The organism is Lunatibacter salilacus, from assembly GCF_009797935.1.
Classification (GTDB): domain Bacteria; phylum Bacteroidota; class Bacteroidia; order Cytophagales; family Cyclobacteriaceae; genus Lunatibacter; species Lunatibacter salilacus.
The window spans coordinates 28535-44955 of the sequence record NZ_VOLC01000023.1; the positions used below are offsets into that span (position 1 = coordinate 28535).

The following is a 16421-nucleotide window of genomic DNA, read 5'->3' on the forward strand; positions in this document are numbered from 1 at the left end:
CGAAGTCAAAGGTTAAAAATCAATTCTATTAATCGTTTAACGGGGAACGTATTCCACTACTTTTTCCCCGGATGAAACCCATGTGTCTATGCCCCCTTCCAGGTGATATACCTTTTTAAAGCCTTGGGCAATCAACTTTTCCGCTGCCTTGGCACTTCTAGCTCCTACTTTACAGTATACCAGGATCGGTTCTGATTTTTCAAGTGTTTTAGTACGCTCATCGAACTGGTCCGAGAGAAAATCTGCCTGGATGGCATTTTCCAAACACCCTCCACTCACTTCCCCGTCTGTCCTCACGTCCAAAACCGTTCCATACTTGTGCTCCATTGCAACTTTAAAATCTCCAGTAGATAATGGCACTACCTCCGATTGAAATTCAATTTCAGAAATATCCTTAGATTTCACAGGTTCAATCAGTGGATTTGATCTCACGTAGGATTGATTGGGAAAGATGACTTGATATTCAGAATTAATCCTGGTGTCAGGGAGATAATAGTCCGTACTGATCAGCTGGGCGCCACTGCTAAATGCATGATCCATTTTATTCCTATCGTTGGTTCTCGCTTCCCGGGTATCTGAATCCGCCCTCGTCCGTACCATAAATCCTTTTTTGACCAAACCTTGAATTTTCGCCTGGTCTCTCCCAGGATCATTCAGAATCATGATTGCTGCCAAAGGATTGTCTTCCGATACGTTTACGAAAAACACACTCCTTTCCAAGGATGGGTCATTTTGAAGATAGGAATCCATTTTCTCGCCGCCTTCATCCAAAACAAATACAAATTTCCCCTGAATTTCTTTAAGGTCGGGCCAGCCGATGGTCAAAACAGCCTCTGACAGAGATTCAAAGTCCTTTTTCAACTGGGCAGGGGTGAAGTATTTTTCTGGCGAAAGAGCGCTCTGAATCTCCTTCCCCAACAAATCAAATGCCTCTGAAGTAAACGGCAATGCTTCGGTAAAGCCACGCTCGGGGAAATTCTGATCCTTGGTATTAACAGTAATAAAAATGGGCAAATGGTTTGGATTAAGATCCGACCATGTTTTCAATTCCTCCAAGTAATCCCTAAAAAGGGGAAAATGGGATCTAAAATCAATATCCTGTACATGCATGACTTTAAAACCCGGCTGGTCGAATTTCTGGAGGTCAGCATAGGGTTCAGGGGTTAACCCCCGCTGCTGGAGAAAGGCATGTCCTTTTGGCGTCGAAAAACGCCCTCCCTCCGGATCATGAAACACATCCAATTCCAAGACCCGTAAGCCTAATTCAAGCTGGTCCCAGGGTGAAATATGGCTGTAATCCAATCCCTGCATCGTTGCTGAATCGGTATCCATCAGGAGTTTTAATAGTGCGGGTTCTATCGCCAACTTATAGCTATTATGACTGCCAATGAGTTGTAGGTGACTAATTTTTATGCTTGGCTCCACATCTTCTTTAGACCCTTTTTCACAAGCTGTTCCAAATAAAAGGACGAATGCCACTACCAAAAGCTGTTTTACCATACCGTAATCTTTTCAAAATTATTCCCTAATATATTTAAACTTTGGGCAAAATCAGCATCTCGTGGAAAACTCTGCCCATAATGGAAGGTGATCAGAGACCCTCCAAGAAAGCTGCATAGGTGTCAATGACCTGTTCTTCATCACGTGGGGACCAAAATTAAATACTCCTCCTTGTAGGTATTTGATTGAAAGCTCAGGTATGTGCTGCTGATTTTCAAACCAGGCTATTTGGGTATAATACGTGGAATTTTTATCAAAAACAGTTCGTTTCAAAGCTTCCAAGTCCACTGGGACTTGGAGACCTGTTGAAGTAAAGGCCTGATATCTGGGGTCCCCCATCCTATCGATATTAAAATCTCCCAATACAATTAGACTTTGGTCAAAGGAATTCATGTCGGTGGCCCAATTTTTAAGCCATTGGGCTATCCCTTCCAATTCGCCTGTTCTGTCGCTTGCCCGCTTGCCATAAAGGACATGCAGGGTCACCAATACAAAAGTTTTATCCTCCACCTTAAACCCTACTGCATAGGGCGTCCTCGCAAATTGTCGGGAGAAGGCTCCCTCTTCAATACTTTCTATTTTTTCATTTGGCACCACCAATTCGCAGGCTAGGCCAGAGAGCTTTACCTTTCTGGTGTCAAATAGGAAGGCCAGCCGTTCATCGTTTCCCTCTGCCCCTCCACAGACATCCGTCAAAATAAAACTCCAGTGGTTTCCAAGGAGTTTCAGCATATGCCGAAAGGCTTTTAAATTTCCTTTGATCTCCTGAATCGCCACAATGTCAAACCGGGAAATAATTGCCCCAATCACTACTAACGATTGCAGGTCACGTTTAGGCGAGTCACTGTTCTCGGCCGCCCATTTTTCGGTCAGCCCACCAAACGCACGAATATTCCAGGTGCCAATAAGTATATTATGGTCTAATTTTTTGAAAGGAAGTGCGACATCCAGCACCTGATTCAGCTCTTCCATTTCATCCAGTACTTCCTGAGGAGGAGTTTCCGTAATTTTAGATTGGTTATTGCCCATAATCGTCGGAATAATGTATAAAAAAACATTCTGCAATTATATCAAACTGTCATACGATTCATTGGGAAAAGTCTGATATTCCCTAAATTTCCAAATAAGTTACCTCCAGTGCATATCCGCAAACTTCAAGAATTGCTGCCAATCGTAGCCAAGCAAACCGTGCCCACCATTACGGATATGATATCCTATATGTCCCATTACAGGCTGATTAACAGGAGGAAATTCAGTTGTTGGAATACCTGTTTTTTGATAAAGCTCATACACCGGAGAAGCTTCTACGCCTCCCAGAAACTCACCCCTTGGATCGGCCCACTTATCGTCCTCACCACTGGCGATATACAATGGTCTTGGTGCCAAGGTAGCTAGCAATTGATGCTGGTCAACGGGGAGTTCGTCCTCACGCCTATTATATTGTCTAAAACTTTCGCTAAACCAATGGGGAAAAGAAGTGTTGATCCGTCCTACGGTTTCCCCAAAACGTCTTCGGGAAAGGGCAGCTCCGCCACAACCGCTGTTGTTTGATATAATCATCGAAAAACGTTGATCTGTTGCTCCTGCCCAAATAGCCGCCTTTCCCAAGCGAGAATGTCCCAGCACTGCCACTTTATCTGCATCTACTTCTGGAAGGGTAACGAGGTAATCCATCACCCGGGAAAGCCCCCAAGCCCATGCTGCAACGCTTCCCCAAGAAGATTCGTCGCGCTCCTGATCGTAAAGGGCATGAACTCCATTTTGAAACCCGTCATCAAAATCTGGGTCTACATCGCCATAATACAAACTCGCCAAACCATATCCTTTTTCAACTATGTCTTCTGCAGGCCAATTTGCGGTTCGCATACCCCTGCTCTTTTCTGAAGCACGGTTGTTTTCAGATCCCAAATCATTATTATCCCTAATCCAGGATTGGGTCACCAACACATTTGCACCATCAGATAAAGTTTGATTTCCGTAGAAATTTAATCCCAAAAATATTGGTGCGGGAGTTTGTTGCCTTGGCAGGAAAAGTAACACATAGAGATCCACCTTCTTGCTTTTGCGATGAAGGGAAAGTTTTATTTCCTTCCGAATAAATTTGTCCGTTGCCACCGATGAAACCTCGGTGGCGGTAATCTCTCCGTCCCACTCCGGGCTTGTTCCATATACCTCTTTGGAAAAAACACCAAGAATTTCTGCCCTGCGCTTTTCCCAATCTGCTACATTAGTGATAATACTACCGTCTTCAAACGCAATAACATTGGGGAGGGTGTAGAATGGGATCTTAGCTTCATCATAATTGGGAACAAACGCTTGGCTATAAGCGGGAATATTACTCGAGAAACAAATAATTAAAAAAAGATACAAGATTTTCATTGGGCCGTCAATTTTCAGAACAAGATAGGAAAAATGGATCAAATTTCATGTGTTTTCGGAAATTCTATGTGTATAAAACTTGAAGTCCCACAGCAATATCCCGCATTTTTTTCAATCCTTATCCTCCAAACCTTATATTTGCCCCTTCATAAGAAACTTACTGCCGAAAAATGACTGATTTTATAGCGGAATTGAAATGGCGGGGCATGTTGCAGGACATGACTCCGGGATTAGTTGATCACCTGAATAATGGGATGGGTGCTGCCTATTTAGGTTTTGACCCTACTGCTGATTCGCTTCATATCGGCCATATGGTGGGTGTGATGACGCTGGTACATTTTCAGCGGGCCGGACACAAACCGTTTGCCCTCCTAGGGGGAGCTACAGGAATGATTGGCGACCCATCTTTTAAGTCCGCCGAACGAAATCTATTGGATAAAAATACCCTGGATCATAATATAGATTGCATACAAAAGCAGCTAGCCAAATTCCTACGCTTTGAGGATGAAACTCCCAACAAAGCTGAATTGGTTAACAATTACGACTGGATGTCCGGGTTTTCCTTTTTGGATTTCATAAGGGATGTCGGAAAATATATCACCGTCAATTATATGATGGCCAAAGACAGCGTAAAAAGAAGGTTAGAAGATGGAAACGGACTTTCCTTTACGGAGTTTTCATATCAACTAATCCAGGGGTACGACTTCTATTATCTATGGAAAAATCGTGGTTGTAGCATTCAACTGGGTGGTTCTGACCAGTGGGGAAATATTGTCACTGGAACCGAACTGATCCGCAAAATGGAAGGTGGTGAAGCTTTTGCCCTTACCGTGCCTCTGATCACCAAAGCTGACGGTACCAAATTTGGCAAAACAGAAGGCGGAAATGTGTGGCTTGATCCCGAAAAGACATCTCCCTATGCCTTCTACCAGTTTTGGCTGAATGTCTCGGATGAAGATGCCTCCAAATATATCCGCATTTTCACTACCTTGGACCAATCCAGCATCGAAGAGTTAGAAACCAAACATTTGGAGGCTCCACACCTAAGAATCCTGCAAAAAGATCTCGCCAAAGAGATTACGCTACTGGTCCATGGGGAGGGAGAACTTGAAATGGCTATAAAAGCATCCGATATCCTGTTTGGTAAGTCCTCCCTGGAAGACCTTTCGACCTTGGATGAACGCACCTTTCTTCAGGTCTTTGAGGGAGTACCATTATTGGAGGTAAACCAGAAACAGTTGGCTGCATTTCAAAATCTAATGGATCTATTGAGCTTTGAGAATTTGGTATTTTCCTCAAAAGGAGAAGCCCGCAAAATGATCCAAGGCGGAGGGGTAAGCATAAACAAAATCAAAATCAGCGATCCCAACATTTCTATAGAAGAGTTTCAGTTGCTCCAAAACAAATACCTCTTGGTACAAAAGGGGAAAAAGAATTATTATATTGTACAGGTAAACCAATAATTGATTTATACCAAAATCACAAAATTTATTGTTTACCTGTAGCGGTAAGCGATGCCAATCTATATGGGGCTCTACGAAAGACAACAACGGGAAAAAAAAATTTTGGAAGCGGCCATTCGGTTGTTCTCGATTAAAGGCTTGCACTATACTACCATGCATGAGGTGGCACAGCAAGCCAAAATCAGCAAGGGGTTAACTTATTTTTATTTTAAAAGTAAAGAGGATCTATACATGGCCATCACAAAAAAGGGGTATGATGAGCTCAAAGATGTCTTTAACAAGGCCTTGTCAAAGGGAAAGGACAATACAGGCTTTGAAAACATTTCCGATTTGGTGGAAAATTTTCTGGTATTTACCTCTGAAAAACGGCTTTTTTATGAGTGCATTCTTAATTTTTTAGGGTTAGTCAATCTGCATAATGATCCCGCAAAACAAGAGATGATTCCTACTTTGATATTGGAAAGTCCCTATTTTCAGAAACTTTTGCAAATCCAACACGACATTCCCGCAATAGGTGTTAAAATAATATCGAAAGGCATTCGGGATGGTAGTATTCGTCCGGAACTTCAACCCGAAACCACATTTTATACGATATGGAGCATGTTGATTGGGTACGATCGCGTAAAGGGTTCTGTTGACTTTGAACCCAAGGACCTTAAAATCCATGCCGAAGTATGGAAAAACAGTTTTTTAAAGTTTCTGTTCGAAATGTTGAAAGGCACCCAATTTGCCCACAAATTTCAGCCAGTACAAGGACGTCTTTTTTAATTTCAATAATTTATTCCTCAAATAATTCCTGTTTCAAATAAAATTTTTTAATATGCAAATATACAAAGGGGCACCGTTATTGCTCTCAAATTGTATACATTTTATCATATTTAAAATAACTATTCTTCTAAACCCCAATCGAGTATGCCATTATACATAGGTGCTGCAATTATTTTAGCAATTGTGATTGCGTTGATCCTTATATTTCGATCAGTATTCAACAAAAAATCCTCTGATGTATCTAAAGAACAGGAAATTTCATCCAAGGAAGTTCTGAAAAAAGAAGTTTCCGAATTTGATCCCGAAACCGGGGATAAACGGAAAGAGGATTAATCCTCTTTCCTAATTGAATGCCTATTCAGTGGAAAACAATTACAAATTTGCAACCTCTATTTTTTGGAATTCTTTTGATTTTTCTTAACATAATTGGTAAAATCTCCATTTTCATCCAATTCTATTAATTCTACTTTCACTGCCTGCGAGGAAGGTATGACATTACCCCCTACATTCTCAGCAATATAGTATGTGATCTGGGCACCAAATAGAAATATAACAACCGAATAATAAACCCAAATGAGAACAACCACCAAAGAGCCCGCGGTTCCGTAATAATTGCCAACATCGGCATTTCCCAAATATAGGCCAATTAAGTATTTACCCAGTGCAAAAAGAAGCATTGTAACAAATGCCCCCAACCACACATCTTTCCATCTAACACGGGCATCAGGGAGAATTTTGTACATCAAACCAAAAATCAAAACCATTAGTGATTGTGCCAGAATCACGTTAGCCACACCGGCAAAAACTAAAACACGTTCGTCAAACAAATTGCTGAAATAGTTTAAAACAATTACCAAGACAGCATCAGCTACTAACGAGACTATCAATAGGAACCCGATGGACGCCACCATGGAAAAACTCAGAAATCTGTTAACGGCAAATTTCAAAACACCTTTCTCAGGCTTTGGCTTGATATGCCAAATGTGATTTATACTGTTTTGAAGGCTTACAAAAACCGTGGTCGCACTGAATACCAAAATAGCGATACCCATCATTTGCGACCAAAATACCTGGTCCTCCAAAGTTACATTTCGCATAATTTCGTCAAGCGTCTCCACACTTCCCTGTCCTATGAGTTCTCCTATTTGACTCAATAGCTCTTCCCTCACATCGTTTTTGGAATAAAAAGTAGCCCCAATGTTTAGAACGATAATTAAAAGCGCCGGTAAACTAAAAATTGTGTAAAATGCAGTGGAGGCGGCAAAGGTCATGGAATCACTGCTGGCAAAATCTTTGACGCTATCGATAATGATTTGAAAAAACGTGAGTGACTTTAAGCGTTTTATCTGTTTCTTAATCATGGAGTTGTGGTTAAATTTTTCTAATTAATATGGGGAATTATTTAGACAATTTCAACCCCGCGGGATCAGCGTATCCCCTGATCAGGGTACTTCCCCTCGACAGTGCGTCCAAAAGCCATCAATTCTTCAATTTGGGCATTCATTTCCCCATTGGGATAAAGGCAGGGACCAATACCGGCTATTTTATTTTTGTAGTCCAAATATCCTACCAAAATCGGGACTTCCGCGCCCAATGCGATATGGTAAAACCCGCTTTTCCATTTCGGTGCATGTTTGCGGGTACCCTCAGGAGTAACCATAATCACCAGTTCATCCGACTCTTTCAACATCTGAATCATCGATTCGGTATAAGTCAACTTACGCTTTCCCGGTAAACGCTTGCGGTCAATTGAAATTCCTCCTAACGCTTTTATCAACCACCCTAGAGGACCCACCATAACCTCCTTCTTGATTGTAAATTTTACAGGAATATCCATTAGGTAAAAAGCGGCCCGGGCATACAGCAAATCCCAGTTACTGGTATGGGGAATGGCTATTAAAACGGCCTTTTTCACACCATCAGGCATTCCCCCTTGAGCTTTCCAGCCTGTAATCCAAAAAATAATCCGTGCTAATAGTTTCATCCCTGAGCTTATATTATTGATTTCGTGGCAATCCCGTCCTGTTGTAGATGAAGACTTATATACTCCATCATGGTCTGATAGCCAATTTCAAATATTTCTTTTGCTTTTTTAATTTCCAAAACGCCAAACCGGGCCAAACCTGGGGGTTCAACAAAATGGTCGCACATTCCCCTTCGGCTATATACATTGTAATTCATGGACATGATTACTGTCCGCTCTATCAAGCTTTTGATATGGCGGATATTTTGTTCTATGGGAAGGTGGTTGCAGTTGACACCGATGATCACATCGCAGCTGTCCTGCAGTGGCTCTACAGGCATATTGTTCAACACCCCGCCGTCGATAAAATACCGCCCATCTAGAAGTATTGGCTCAAACATTCCCGGAATACAGGAGGAGGCCATTAAAGGTCTGATAAGCTCTCCTGAAGAGAAGTACACTGTCTGGCCCAAATGCAAATCAGTCGCGGCCATAGTCATGGGAATTCGAAGTGACGAAAAATCATCAACACCAAGGTATTTTTCGTAAAGAGGGATAACCTGATCCATCTTGAGTATCCCTTTCCAGCTGACAGAGGGCCAAATAAACTTAAAATAATTTGTTTGGATAATAATCTCCAAGATCTCATCCGGAGCGAAACCCTTGGCATACATGACCCCGGCGATCGCACCGGCACTTGTGCCGGATATAGCCGAGGGGATCAAGCCAACTTCATCCATTGCCTTAAGCACTCCAAGATGTGAAATGCCGCGCACGCCACCTCCAGAAAGAGCTATTCCTATACGTGTCTGATTTTCCAATGGTAAACTACTTGTATTATTGAATGCTGTTCCTATCTGCTGGAACACCATGAAAGAAAGTCTCTCCTCCTCCATTCTAAAGAATGAAACCCCCAAAAAATTGAAGGTCCCTAGCCAAATAGTTGGCCATCTCCGAATTATTCCACCACTACCCCCATGGCACAGAATTTATCAATTCTATTATTCATGCGTTCGTTGGATTCGATTTTATCCAATTCGGCGAGAGATTCCTTGATGGTGCTTTTAATTGTTGCTGCCATCACTTTCATATTTCGGTGGGCCCCGCCGAGTGGCTCAGCGATAATGCCGTCGATTAGCTTATTTTGCAACATGTCAGGAGCTGTTAGTTTAAGCGCTTCTGCTGCCTGCTCCTTATAATCCCAACTTCTCCAAAGGATGGATGAACAGGATTCAGGAGAAATCACCGAATACCAGGTGTTTTCCAACATAAAAACTCTATCACCTATGGCAATACCCAGTGCTCCACCCGAGGCTCCTTCTCCAATGATAATACATATGACGGGAACTTTCAGTTTGAACATCTCCCTTAGGTTTTTGGCGATCGCTTCCCCCTGACCCCGCTCTTCGGCTTCAATGCCGGGAAAAGCTCCAGGGGTATCGATCAGCGTTACAATGGGTTTGTTGAACTTCTCAGCCATTTTCATGAGCCGCAATGCTTTCCTATATCCTTCCGGATTCGCCATTCCGAAATTCCTTTCCTGGCGCTGCTTCGTATTTCTACCTTTTTGCTGGCCAATAAACATCACCGAACGTCCATCAATATTTCCCAGTCCCCCGATCATCGCCTTGTCGTCCTTTACACTTCGATCGCCGTGAAGTTCGATAAAATCATTTGTCATCTCATAGATGTAGTCTAGCGCATAAGGCCTGTCGGCATGGCGGGATAGCTGTACCCGTTGCCAACGTGTAAGGTTTTGAAATGTCTCTTTTTTCAAGGTTTGAATTTTTTCCTCCAGCGATTTGATATCTGTGGACAAATCAATGTTTTTGCCTTTGGCAAGATCTTTCATTTCGCTGAGCTTAAGCTCAAGATCCGCTATAGGCTTTTCAAATTCTAATACCATGTTTCCAGTTTTTAAACGGAACAAAGATAAAAATTATTTGCGATATTCGGTCAACAATCCGCATTGGTTGGGCGGGGCGATAAAAAAACAGGTTTAGAGGGGTACGTCCAAGTTTGCTTTTGGTTCAAAGGGCAAAAGCTATCGTGTTGATTTAAAAATAAACATCCTGAAAAAGAGCGGAGTAAAAATTTAGTTAATATTTTTTGAGGCCATATTTTGTCAGATAAAATAAAGCCCCTACATTTGCATCACAATAATCGATAAACGCATCGATTTATTTAACGGAGTGGTAGTTCAGCTGGTTAGAATGCCTGCCTGTCACGCAGGAGGTCGCGGGTTCGAGTCCCGTCCATTCCGCAGGAAGAAACCCTAATTGCTTAATCTTTAAGCGGTTAGGGTTCTTCTTTTTTTATGTGGGGCCATTTGTGGGGCTATTTGGTTGACTTTTTGATACTGACATATCCCTAATTTGAATATTCCTTTCAATCTACAAGTTAAATTCCCTGTTTTGGCAAACCAATAAATTCCGGCGAGAATTCATAGCGTGCACGCTTTTTGTTTCTATTAAAAACCTATTGCGCCCCTACCTCAACTAATAAAGCAGCCAGGATTTCCTTTACCTTCTCCTACGATTTCTTATCAAAGCAGAAATAAAAACCTCAGAATTTTTGATATAAATATTTAATAATGAGATAATTACCTTATTATTTTTCACTAAATTCCTTTCATTTCACCCTAGAAATGAGTAACTTAAGGTATCATTTAAACTTTACTGCTATGCGATTCCTTATCAAACTTTTCCTCGTTTCCTTTATTTGCGTCATCGCCATGTTTGGTGCATTTGCCAGTGAAAACCAATGGCCGGGGCTTATTGTTGCTTTTGTCGTTTGGGTTTGGTTTATCTATTCCATTTCCACGCCGAAGGAAACCTCGGCTAATAGAACGATCAGGGAGCAGGAACGCAAGATCGAAGAACTTATCCGGAGACTGGATCAGAGAGGACGGTGACCAAAATGGCGAAATTAATTTTTAAGACTTTCCGGCTTTCAGCTCAATGAGGATTGTTGAGCCAGAAAGTGAGTGAATGCATACCTTAGGTACATAATCAAAGCTCCAGTTTCAGCCCCTCTATTTCAAGTTCTTTTATATGCACCCAGTTTGTTTTAAATTGTTGGCTGCGATGGCTTGTGCTTTTAACCGGTCAATGTTAAGGAGTCCACGTTTAAAACTAATTGCTGATTTATTTTTCGGTCTAGCTGGGTTTGTTGATCCTTTAGTTGCGTCACTTTTAACGATATATCTGCCATTGTCAATTAATTACCTTTTATTTAGTTAATGATTAAAACAATTCCATTAGCATTCAAACAGTATGAATTAAAATTCCCGTATTTTTTCTTCAACAGCAACGTTTCCACTTTGGCTCGAAAATCTATATCGATATATGCTTTACATACAAATATTGATATGCATATACTTAGATAAATAGACAAAAAAAGCCCCGAAGGGCTCTTTCCTAACCTTTGGCTTTCTTCGCCTTACCACCTTTCGGAGCAGCGACCTTTTTGCTGATATAGGCCGTGTGGGTTTTGCCGTATTGGTCCGGCTCTTTTAGCGAGGCGACTTCAAATACCAGGTAATCGTTGCCGTCGTAGTCGACCATGTGATCTTTAAGGATTTTCTCCAGTGTTTCCTTGGAGATGGATACCCGGATGATGTCTAGATCGGGGAACCTTTGCCGATGTAGGTTATTTCATGTGTATTTAATTGTTTTTTAAAGGTCACATGGAATCTCGCTACTATAATCATCCCACTGTGTGACATGCTCGCCATGCTCGATTTCAAATTGTGACATGACTTTTACTGTTTAAGGTTTTAAATTTGATTGAGATATAGGGGGCTGGCAGGGACACCCAAGCCAAGGGCCGGGCTAAAAAATTGCGGAAGGCTTCCTTTGGAAAACCCAATTTTTCCGAACGGGCGAAGCGTACCCTTTGCGGGTGTACCGCAGACCCCATCTTTGCATTTATCATAATTCACAACCGGGAACAGCATCGATCAGGGGATTGGAAGGACTGGTGGAATTGGATACAGAAATTTTATGGTCAAATTATCTGAATGAACGATTTAAGGGGTTAAAATTCAATCCCTCGTACTGATCCTAATCCCATTACTTTAAACCTATTTTCGTCGCAAGTAACTGAATTTTTTTTAAACGTTCTTTTATTTCCTCGCTGGGTTCTACGGGTCGTCTGCATCGTTCAAGAAAGTTCTTAAACGAAGTCAATTGTTTTTCATTGCCAATAATGAATTTTTCAGCTTGTTGATCCTGTCCTAGGTTGGAGAAACCTTCTTACTTTCCGCCTTTGTACTTTCAATAGCCTTCTCAATATCTTATTTCCCACATCCAAGCTCGCCTGCTTTCGATGGAAGATTGGATAAACTCTCGGACTATGTCCTGATAATTAGTACCCGATACTTCTCTCCCTTTCATTTTTTTTGGCAGGGTGATGATTTCTTCCGGTTCCCCAAAAGTGATTTTCTCAGCTTCCACAATGAGCATGCCGTCGTTGATGTCATAGGCTAAAATCAGGCCTGGGAGTCCGAATTGTTCCTCAGGGCCGATTGGAACGGGAATGTCTGAGGCGAACCACGCTGTGATCTTTTGGCCTTTGAGGCTGTCTTCACTCACGGCTTTCATACACATGTGCCCGAGAATATCACGTATTTCATTCATTACCCTCCATTTTGGAGCATTTAGGCTGTCGCGGACTATGTAAGTTTTTCCCATTTGATCCATGTACTTCAGGTAGGTCTGATCTTTTAGGTTGTTCTCAATGAAATAGTCCTCTACTTGCCAAGAGTAGCTGCGTACTTCATAAGGTTCACCGTACGTGTAGAGACTTTTTTCTGGCCAAAACTGCAGTTTCATCCGGGTACTATAGCCTTCAGGATTATTCCAAGTGAGTAGAATTCTGTCCCTTTCCTGTTGGGTAAGGTGGGGCAAGCTGGAATAGATTTTATCATAGAAAATTCGGTATCTGTATTCTACCTCGCCCACTACATTTTGGGCTCTAAGTCCTGTGGTAATCAGAATCATCGCAATGGTTATTAGATATTTTAATTTCATGGTTGTTAATTGGCTAATGGTTTAATCTATCTTCTATTTTTCACTTCTACTCCCCGCATATTATAGGTCACTCCGAGAAGGAAGTATCTTGACAAAGTTTCAATTCGACCAGTGGTAACGAAGTTTTGCCCCGCAAACTGACTGATGGTTTGATTTTGCTTGAAGACATCATAGGCAGAGAGCCTGACTTCCCATTTTTTAGCCTCGCCGATAAGTTTATAGATAAATGCATTTAGAATGGGCACTTCCTGGTTAAATCCAAAACTTTCGTTTTCAAATCTGTTGTAGTTGAATTTCATGTCAAAGTAAAAATCTTTGGGAAGTTTTACATTCATATTCGTGTAAGCACTCAAATTAATAATGTCTTGGTTTTGAGAGGGATTCTGTTCGTATGTGGTTTTGCTCAGACGGTACGATGTACCGGCATAAAGACTCAGCCATTCTACAGGGGTCAAGTCTAAATTTACCCCAAGGTTATGGCTCAAGGTATTTGTTTCTGTCTGGATGGAGTTGATTAGGGCGAGGCTTTTAGTAAAGGATGGATTTGCAGTTAAGTATGCATTAAACTTGGTTTTCACGATGGGAAACCCAAAACCTATATATGAAAAATATCGCTGTCCACCGGAAACATTTCCCGCCGTAAAAGTAGTGACAAAGGTTTCAGGATCTATGGATTGGTTTTGAACCACCTGGCTTTGATAGAATGTGGAATTCAATGAAAACTGGAAATTTATAAATGTAGCAGGATCATACATATTGTATCCGGTATTGAAAGAATGGGTTACTTCGGGCTGTAGATCGGGATTTCCTTCCCGGATATACAGTGGATTGGAAATGTCTTTGAATGGCTGCAGATCGGCAATATTCGGTGGAGTGACGCCCATGGAATACCCTGCGTTGATACGCTTGTTGCCCTTCATTGTTTTCCAATAGGACAAATTAGGGGTGAGATTGAGGTAGTTTTTATCCACTCTTCCGAGAATCTCACTCGCCTTTTCCACTGAAAACTGTCCGTTCAAACGGTAGTTGGAAGCTGCTAAACCTACACTTATGTTTGAGCCTTTGTTGGCATATCGGATACTGGAACCCACCCTGTTGTAGGTAATGGTATTGTCAAAAAAACGACTTAGATCAGGATTCAGCTCGGGGGTATCGCTTGCCTCCATATCGAATACTTTTCGGTCTGTCTCGCTCTTGGATTGGCTGAAATTGTAGAACGTTTCCCAAAAAAAGATTTTTTTGATAGGCTCGACATAAAGCAAGCTCGACTTGATTGTGTTATTACTATTCAATGCCTCGTTTACTTGGTCCAAATTTCTAAAGTAGGTATTTGGGTCTGTGGAGTTAACGAGGTCTACGACAGATTTTTGGATGCCATCTTGGTCTGCCTTGCTATAAGTATTACTGATGCTAGCAGCAAAGATCCTTCCGCTTTTTTCGAATTTATGCCTATAGATTGCAGTACCCTGAAAGGCGCCAGACCATTTATTCGATCGGTTGTCGCGTTCCATTTGGCTTTGCTCCGTGCTATTTCGTATCAGTTCCTGAAGGCTGCCCAAAGATGTATTGAGTGTGCTGAGCCTTCCCTTTGCCTCGATAGTGATGGTGTTAGTGCTGTCTAGTTCGTTTTGAAAACGAAGATTAGCCCGATGGTGACCTGCCCCATTGTTTTGTAAACTTTGGTCGGTGGAAGTGAAGGAGGAATTGTTCTGAAGGAAGTTGGTTCTGCTATTGAAGCTCTCTATGATTTGGTCACTGCGGCTGTAGAAATAGTTGCTGCTGAAATCCTTTTTGTCCTTCAGGTGATTAAAATTAACTCCTATAGCTTCGTTATTGGAGAAGCCTGAACTGAGGTTGTTGAAAGGGATTTCGAAAGATTCTTCACGGTCCCCTCCTGAAAATGAAATGTAATTTACTCCTCCACTGCCATTGAAGCCAAAATCTCCCGTATCTCCAAATTGGAATGCACCACTCCCTCTAAACTCCTGCAGGTCATCCCAGCTCAAACCGGTTTGGTTGACATTATTGCCATAGCCGATGATTGAAAATTGGTTTACTTTGTCAAACTTATTGTAAGAGGCATTAGAGGACCATCTGCTGTCTGTTTCTCCCGCCGCAGAAATCTTTCCAAAACCTCCTTTTTTGGCCTCTTCCTTCAGCTCCACGTTCAAGGTCTTCTCCTTCACTCCATCATCTACTCCGGTAAGTTTGGACTGTTCTGATTTGTCATCGAATAGCTGAAGCTTGCTTACTGACTCTGCATTCAGATTCTGGGTAGCCATTTTTGTATTCCCACCAAAAAATCGCCTTCCATCCACCGTTACTTTCTGAACTTGTTGCCCTTGGGCTACAATATTTCCATCCTTGTCGATCTGTATCCCGGGTAGCTTGCGAAGCAACTCTTCCAAGGTAGCTCCAGGTGGTACTTTGAATTTGCTGGCATCATACTCTAGTGTGTCTCCGCGCATCATTAAAGGTGCTTTGGCCGCTTTCACCACCACCTCGTAAAGTTCCTGCATGATGGGCATTAAGCGAATCACTTCCACTTCCAATTCATCTGTTTCAGGCAATTCCAATTCCTTTTGAATTGGAAGGTAACCCATGTAAGTGGCTTTGATGAGCAGCGGTTGTCTATCTACATTTTTGAATTGGTATTCTCCCTCTTTATTAGTCAGGGTGTATGCCACCAAAGCGGAGTCTTTTGGACTAAGAAGAAGTACAGACGTGTAGTTGAGCGGGAGATTCGTGGTGTCTTTTACCGTTCCCCGAATAGTAAGTTGGGATTGGCCATGGGAGGCAAAAGTGATGAAGGCCAGAAGAAGGTATGAAATGAGTAATTTCATTTTTTTTCAGTTTTATGTTATTAACAATAATTGCTTTGACTAAAAACTATCACTCCATTTATCACTATCAGTTCACCTTTACAAGTTGATTTGGTAGCTTCAGAATACTTGCTCAGGATTGAATACACTGTTTATTGATCCAGCTAAAAAAGTTGAAGTAGAGCGAATTTTACTTTTTGCAACTCTTAATCGACTTTTTTAAATATTACTCTTGAGCTTCAAATTCTAATAATATATGCCCCTTCACGTCTCTTCTTCGTATAATTATCTTTTTAAACAAATCAAAAATTCCTTCTTTCAAGTAGTGCCATTCAATAAAAAATCGGCAGATACTGAAATATTATTTTAGTGACTTATATACCATTACAAGTATAGTAATAATTAAACTAAAAGCATAATACTAAATTGTTAAATAATGTTATACGAGTGAAGAGCTATGGATATTCCGATTTGAAAAGTGACAAACACCCCC

The 16421-nt window shown here is 41.6% G+C and carries 14 protein-coding genes and 1 tRNA gene; 5 read left to right on the forward strand and 10 right to left on the reverse strand.

What is annotated here, in order from left to right; translation table 11 throughout:
* Nucleotides 1–36: 36 nt before the first annotated feature.
* From FQ608_RS23550 to FQ608_RS23560, 3 genes are all read right to left on the reverse strand, one after another.
* Complete coding sequence (locus FQ608_RS23550; protein WP_158860953.1) at nucleotides 37–1500, reverse strand: Ca2+-dependent phosphoinositide-specific phospholipase C; 1464 nt, start codon at nucleotides 1498–1500, stop codon at nucleotides 37–39.
* Between the two features lie 51 nt (nucleotides 1501–1551).
* The gene (locus FQ608_RS23555) at nucleotides 1552–2529 is read right to left on the reverse strand and encodes an endonuclease/exonuclease/phosphatase family protein (RefSeq protein ID WP_158860954.1); all 978 of its coding nucleotides are present in this window, start codon (nucleotides 2527–2529) and stop codon (nucleotides 1552–1554) included.
* A 99-nt stretch (nucleotides 2530–2628) separates the two neighbouring features.
* The gene (locus tag FQ608_RS23560) at nucleotides 2629–3879 is read right to left on the reverse strand and encodes an alpha/beta hydrolase family protein (RefSeq protein WP_158860955.1); all 1251 of its coding nucleotides are present in this window, start codon (nucleotides 3877–3879) and stop codon (nucleotides 2629–2631) included.
* A 170-nt stretch (nucleotides 3880–4049) separates the two neighbouring features.
* Here FQ608_RS23560 and tyrS point away from each other — a divergent pair, with 170 nt between their 5' ends.
* From tyrS to FQ608_RS23575, 3 genes are all read left to right on the forward strand, one after another.
* Complete coding sequence (gene tyrS, locus FQ608_RS23565; protein ID WP_158860956.1) at nucleotides 4050–5342, forward strand: tyrosine--tRNA ligase; 1293 nt, start codon at nucleotides 4050–4052, stop codon at nucleotides 5340–5342.
* 51 nt (nucleotides 5343–5393) lie between these two features.
* A complete protein-coding gene (locus FQ608_RS23570) occupies nucleotides 5394–6110 on the forward strand; it encodes a TetR/AcrR family transcriptional regulator (RefSeq protein WP_234364359.1) in 717 nt (238 codons plus the stop codon).
* Nucleotides 6111–6254: 144 nt separating this feature from the next.
* Nucleotides 6255–6443, forward strand: a complete 189-nt coding sequence (locus FQ608_RS23575) for a hypothetical protein (protein ID WP_158860957.1) — start codon at nucleotides 6255–6257, stop codon at nucleotides 6441–6443.
* A 56-nt stretch (nucleotides 6444–6499) separates the two neighbouring features.
* Here FQ608_RS23575 and FQ608_RS23580 read toward each other — a convergent pair whose 3' ends face one another.
* The 4 genes from FQ608_RS23580 to FQ608_RS23595 all read right to left on the reverse strand — a co-directional run bounded on the left by FQ608_RS23580 (nucleotide 6500) and on the right by FQ608_RS23595 (nucleotide 9979).
* The gene (locus FQ608_RS23580) at nucleotides 6500–7471 is read right to left on the reverse strand and encodes a YihY/virulence factor BrkB family protein (protein WP_158860958.1); all 972 of its coding nucleotides are present in this window, start codon (nucleotides 7469–7471) and stop codon (nucleotides 6500–6502) included.
* 65 nt (nucleotides 7472–7536) lie between these two features.
* Entirely contained in the window at nucleotides 7537–8094 is a 558-nt protein-coding gene (locus tag FQ608_RS23585; RefSeq protein ID WP_158860959.1) for a 1-acyl-sn-glycerol-3-phosphate acyltransferase, read from the reverse strand.
* 8 nt (nucleotides 8095–8102) lie between these two features.
* Complete coding sequence (locus FQ608_RS23590; protein WP_158861014.1) at nucleotides 8103–8894, reverse strand: patatin-like phospholipase family protein; 792 nt, start codon at nucleotides 8892–8894, stop codon at nucleotides 8103–8105.
* A gap of 137 nt (nucleotides 8895–9031) precedes the next feature.
* On the reverse strand, nucleotides 9032–9979 hold the full coding sequence (locus tag FQ608_RS23595) for an acetyl-CoA carboxylase carboxyltransferase subunit alpha (protein WP_158860960.1): 948 nt from the start codon (nucleotides 9977–9979) through the stop codon (nucleotides 9032–9034).
* A 283-nt stretch (nucleotides 9980–10262) separates the two neighbouring features.
* Between FQ608_RS23595 and FQ608_RS23600 the strand changes: the two genes are divergently transcribed.
* Nucleotides 10263–10336: transfer RNA gene (locus FQ608_RS23600), tRNA-Asp, on the forward strand.
* Nucleotides 10337–10756: 420 nt separating this feature from the next.
* Nucleotides 10757–10987: a hypothetical protein gene (locus tag FQ608_RS23605; RefSeq protein WP_158860961.1), complete on the forward strand. Its 231-nt coding sequence runs from the start codon at nucleotides 10757–10759 to the stop codon at nucleotides 10985–10987.
* Between the two features lie 505 nt (nucleotides 10988–11492).
* On the opposite strand, the gene FQ608_RS27635 is transcribed toward FQ608_RS23605, so the two are convergent.
* The 3 genes from FQ608_RS27635 to FQ608_RS23620 all read right to left on the reverse strand — a co-directional run bounded on the left by FQ608_RS27635 (nucleotide 11493) and on the right by FQ608_RS23620 (nucleotide 15949).
* Complete coding sequence (locus tag FQ608_RS27635; protein WP_234364360.1) at nucleotides 11493–11639, reverse strand: hypothetical protein; 147 nt, start codon at nucleotides 11637–11639, stop codon at nucleotides 11493–11495.
* Nucleotides 11640–12362: 723 nt separating this feature from the next.
* The gene (locus tag FQ608_RS23615) at nucleotides 12363–13106 is read right to left on the reverse strand and encodes a GLPGLI family protein (protein WP_158860962.1); all 744 of its coding nucleotides are present in this window, start codon (nucleotides 13104–13106) and stop codon (nucleotides 12363–12365) included.
* 26 nt (nucleotides 13107–13132) lie between these two features.
* The gene (locus FQ608_RS23620) at nucleotides 13133–15949 is read right to left on the reverse strand and encodes an outer membrane beta-barrel family protein (protein ID WP_158860963.1); all 2817 of its coding nucleotides are present in this window, start codon (nucleotides 15947–15949) and stop codon (nucleotides 13133–13135) included.
* Nucleotides 15950–16421: the final 472 nt, after the last annotated feature.

Excerpts from the sequence above, each read along its gene's own strand:
- FQ608_RS23550 (WP_158860953.1), bottom strand. The coding sequence starts at position 1,500 with ATGGTAAAACAGCTTTTGGTAGTGGCATTCGTCCTTTTATTTGGAACA.
- FQ608_RS23555 (WP_158860954.1), bottom strand. The coding sequence starts at position 2,529 with ATGGGCAATAACCAATCTAAAATTACGGAAACTCCTCCTCAGGAAGTA.
- FQ608_RS23560 (WP_158860955.1), bottom strand. The coding sequence starts at position 3,879 with ATGAAAATCTTGTATCTTTTTTTAATTATTTGTTTCTCGAGTAATATT.
- tyrS (WP_158860956.1), top strand. The coding sequence starts at position 4,050 with ATGACTGATTTTATAGCGGAATTGAAATGGCGGGGCATGTTGCAGGAC.
- FQ608_RS23570 (WP_234364359.1), top strand. The coding sequence starts at position 5,394 with ATGCCAATCTATATGGGGCTCTACGAAAGACAACAACGGGAAAAAAAA.
- FQ608_RS23575 (WP_158860957.1), top strand. The coding sequence starts at position 6,255 with ATGCCATTATACATAGGTGCTGCAATTATTTTAGCAATTGTGATTGCG.
- FQ608_RS23580 (WP_158860958.1), bottom strand. The coding sequence starts at position 7,471 with ATGATTAAGAAACAGATAAAACGCTTAAAGTCACTCACGTTTTTTCAA.
- FQ608_RS23585 (WP_158860959.1), bottom strand. The coding sequence starts at position 8,094 with ATGAAACTATTAGCACGGATTATTTTTTGGATTACAGGCTGGAAAGCT.
- FQ608_RS23595 (WP_158860960.1), bottom strand. The coding sequence starts at position 9,979 with ATGGTATTAGAATTTGAAAAGCCTATAGCGGATCTTGAGCTTAAGCTC.
- FQ608_RS23605 (WP_158860961.1), top strand. The coding sequence starts at position 10,757 with ATGCGATTCCTTATCAAACTTTTCCTCGTTTCCTTTATTTGCGTCATC.
- FQ608_RS27635 (WP_234364360.1), bottom strand. The coding sequence starts at position 11,639 with ATGGTCGACTACGACGGCAACGATTACCTGGTATTTGAAGTCGCCTCG.
- FQ608_RS23615 (WP_158860962.1), bottom strand. The coding sequence starts at position 13,106 with ATGAAATTAAAATATCTAATAACCATTGCGATGATTCTGATTACCACA.
- FQ608_RS23620 (WP_158860963.1), bottom strand. The coding sequence starts at position 15,949 with ATGAAATTACTCATTTCATACCTTCTTCTGGCCTTCATCACTTTTGCC.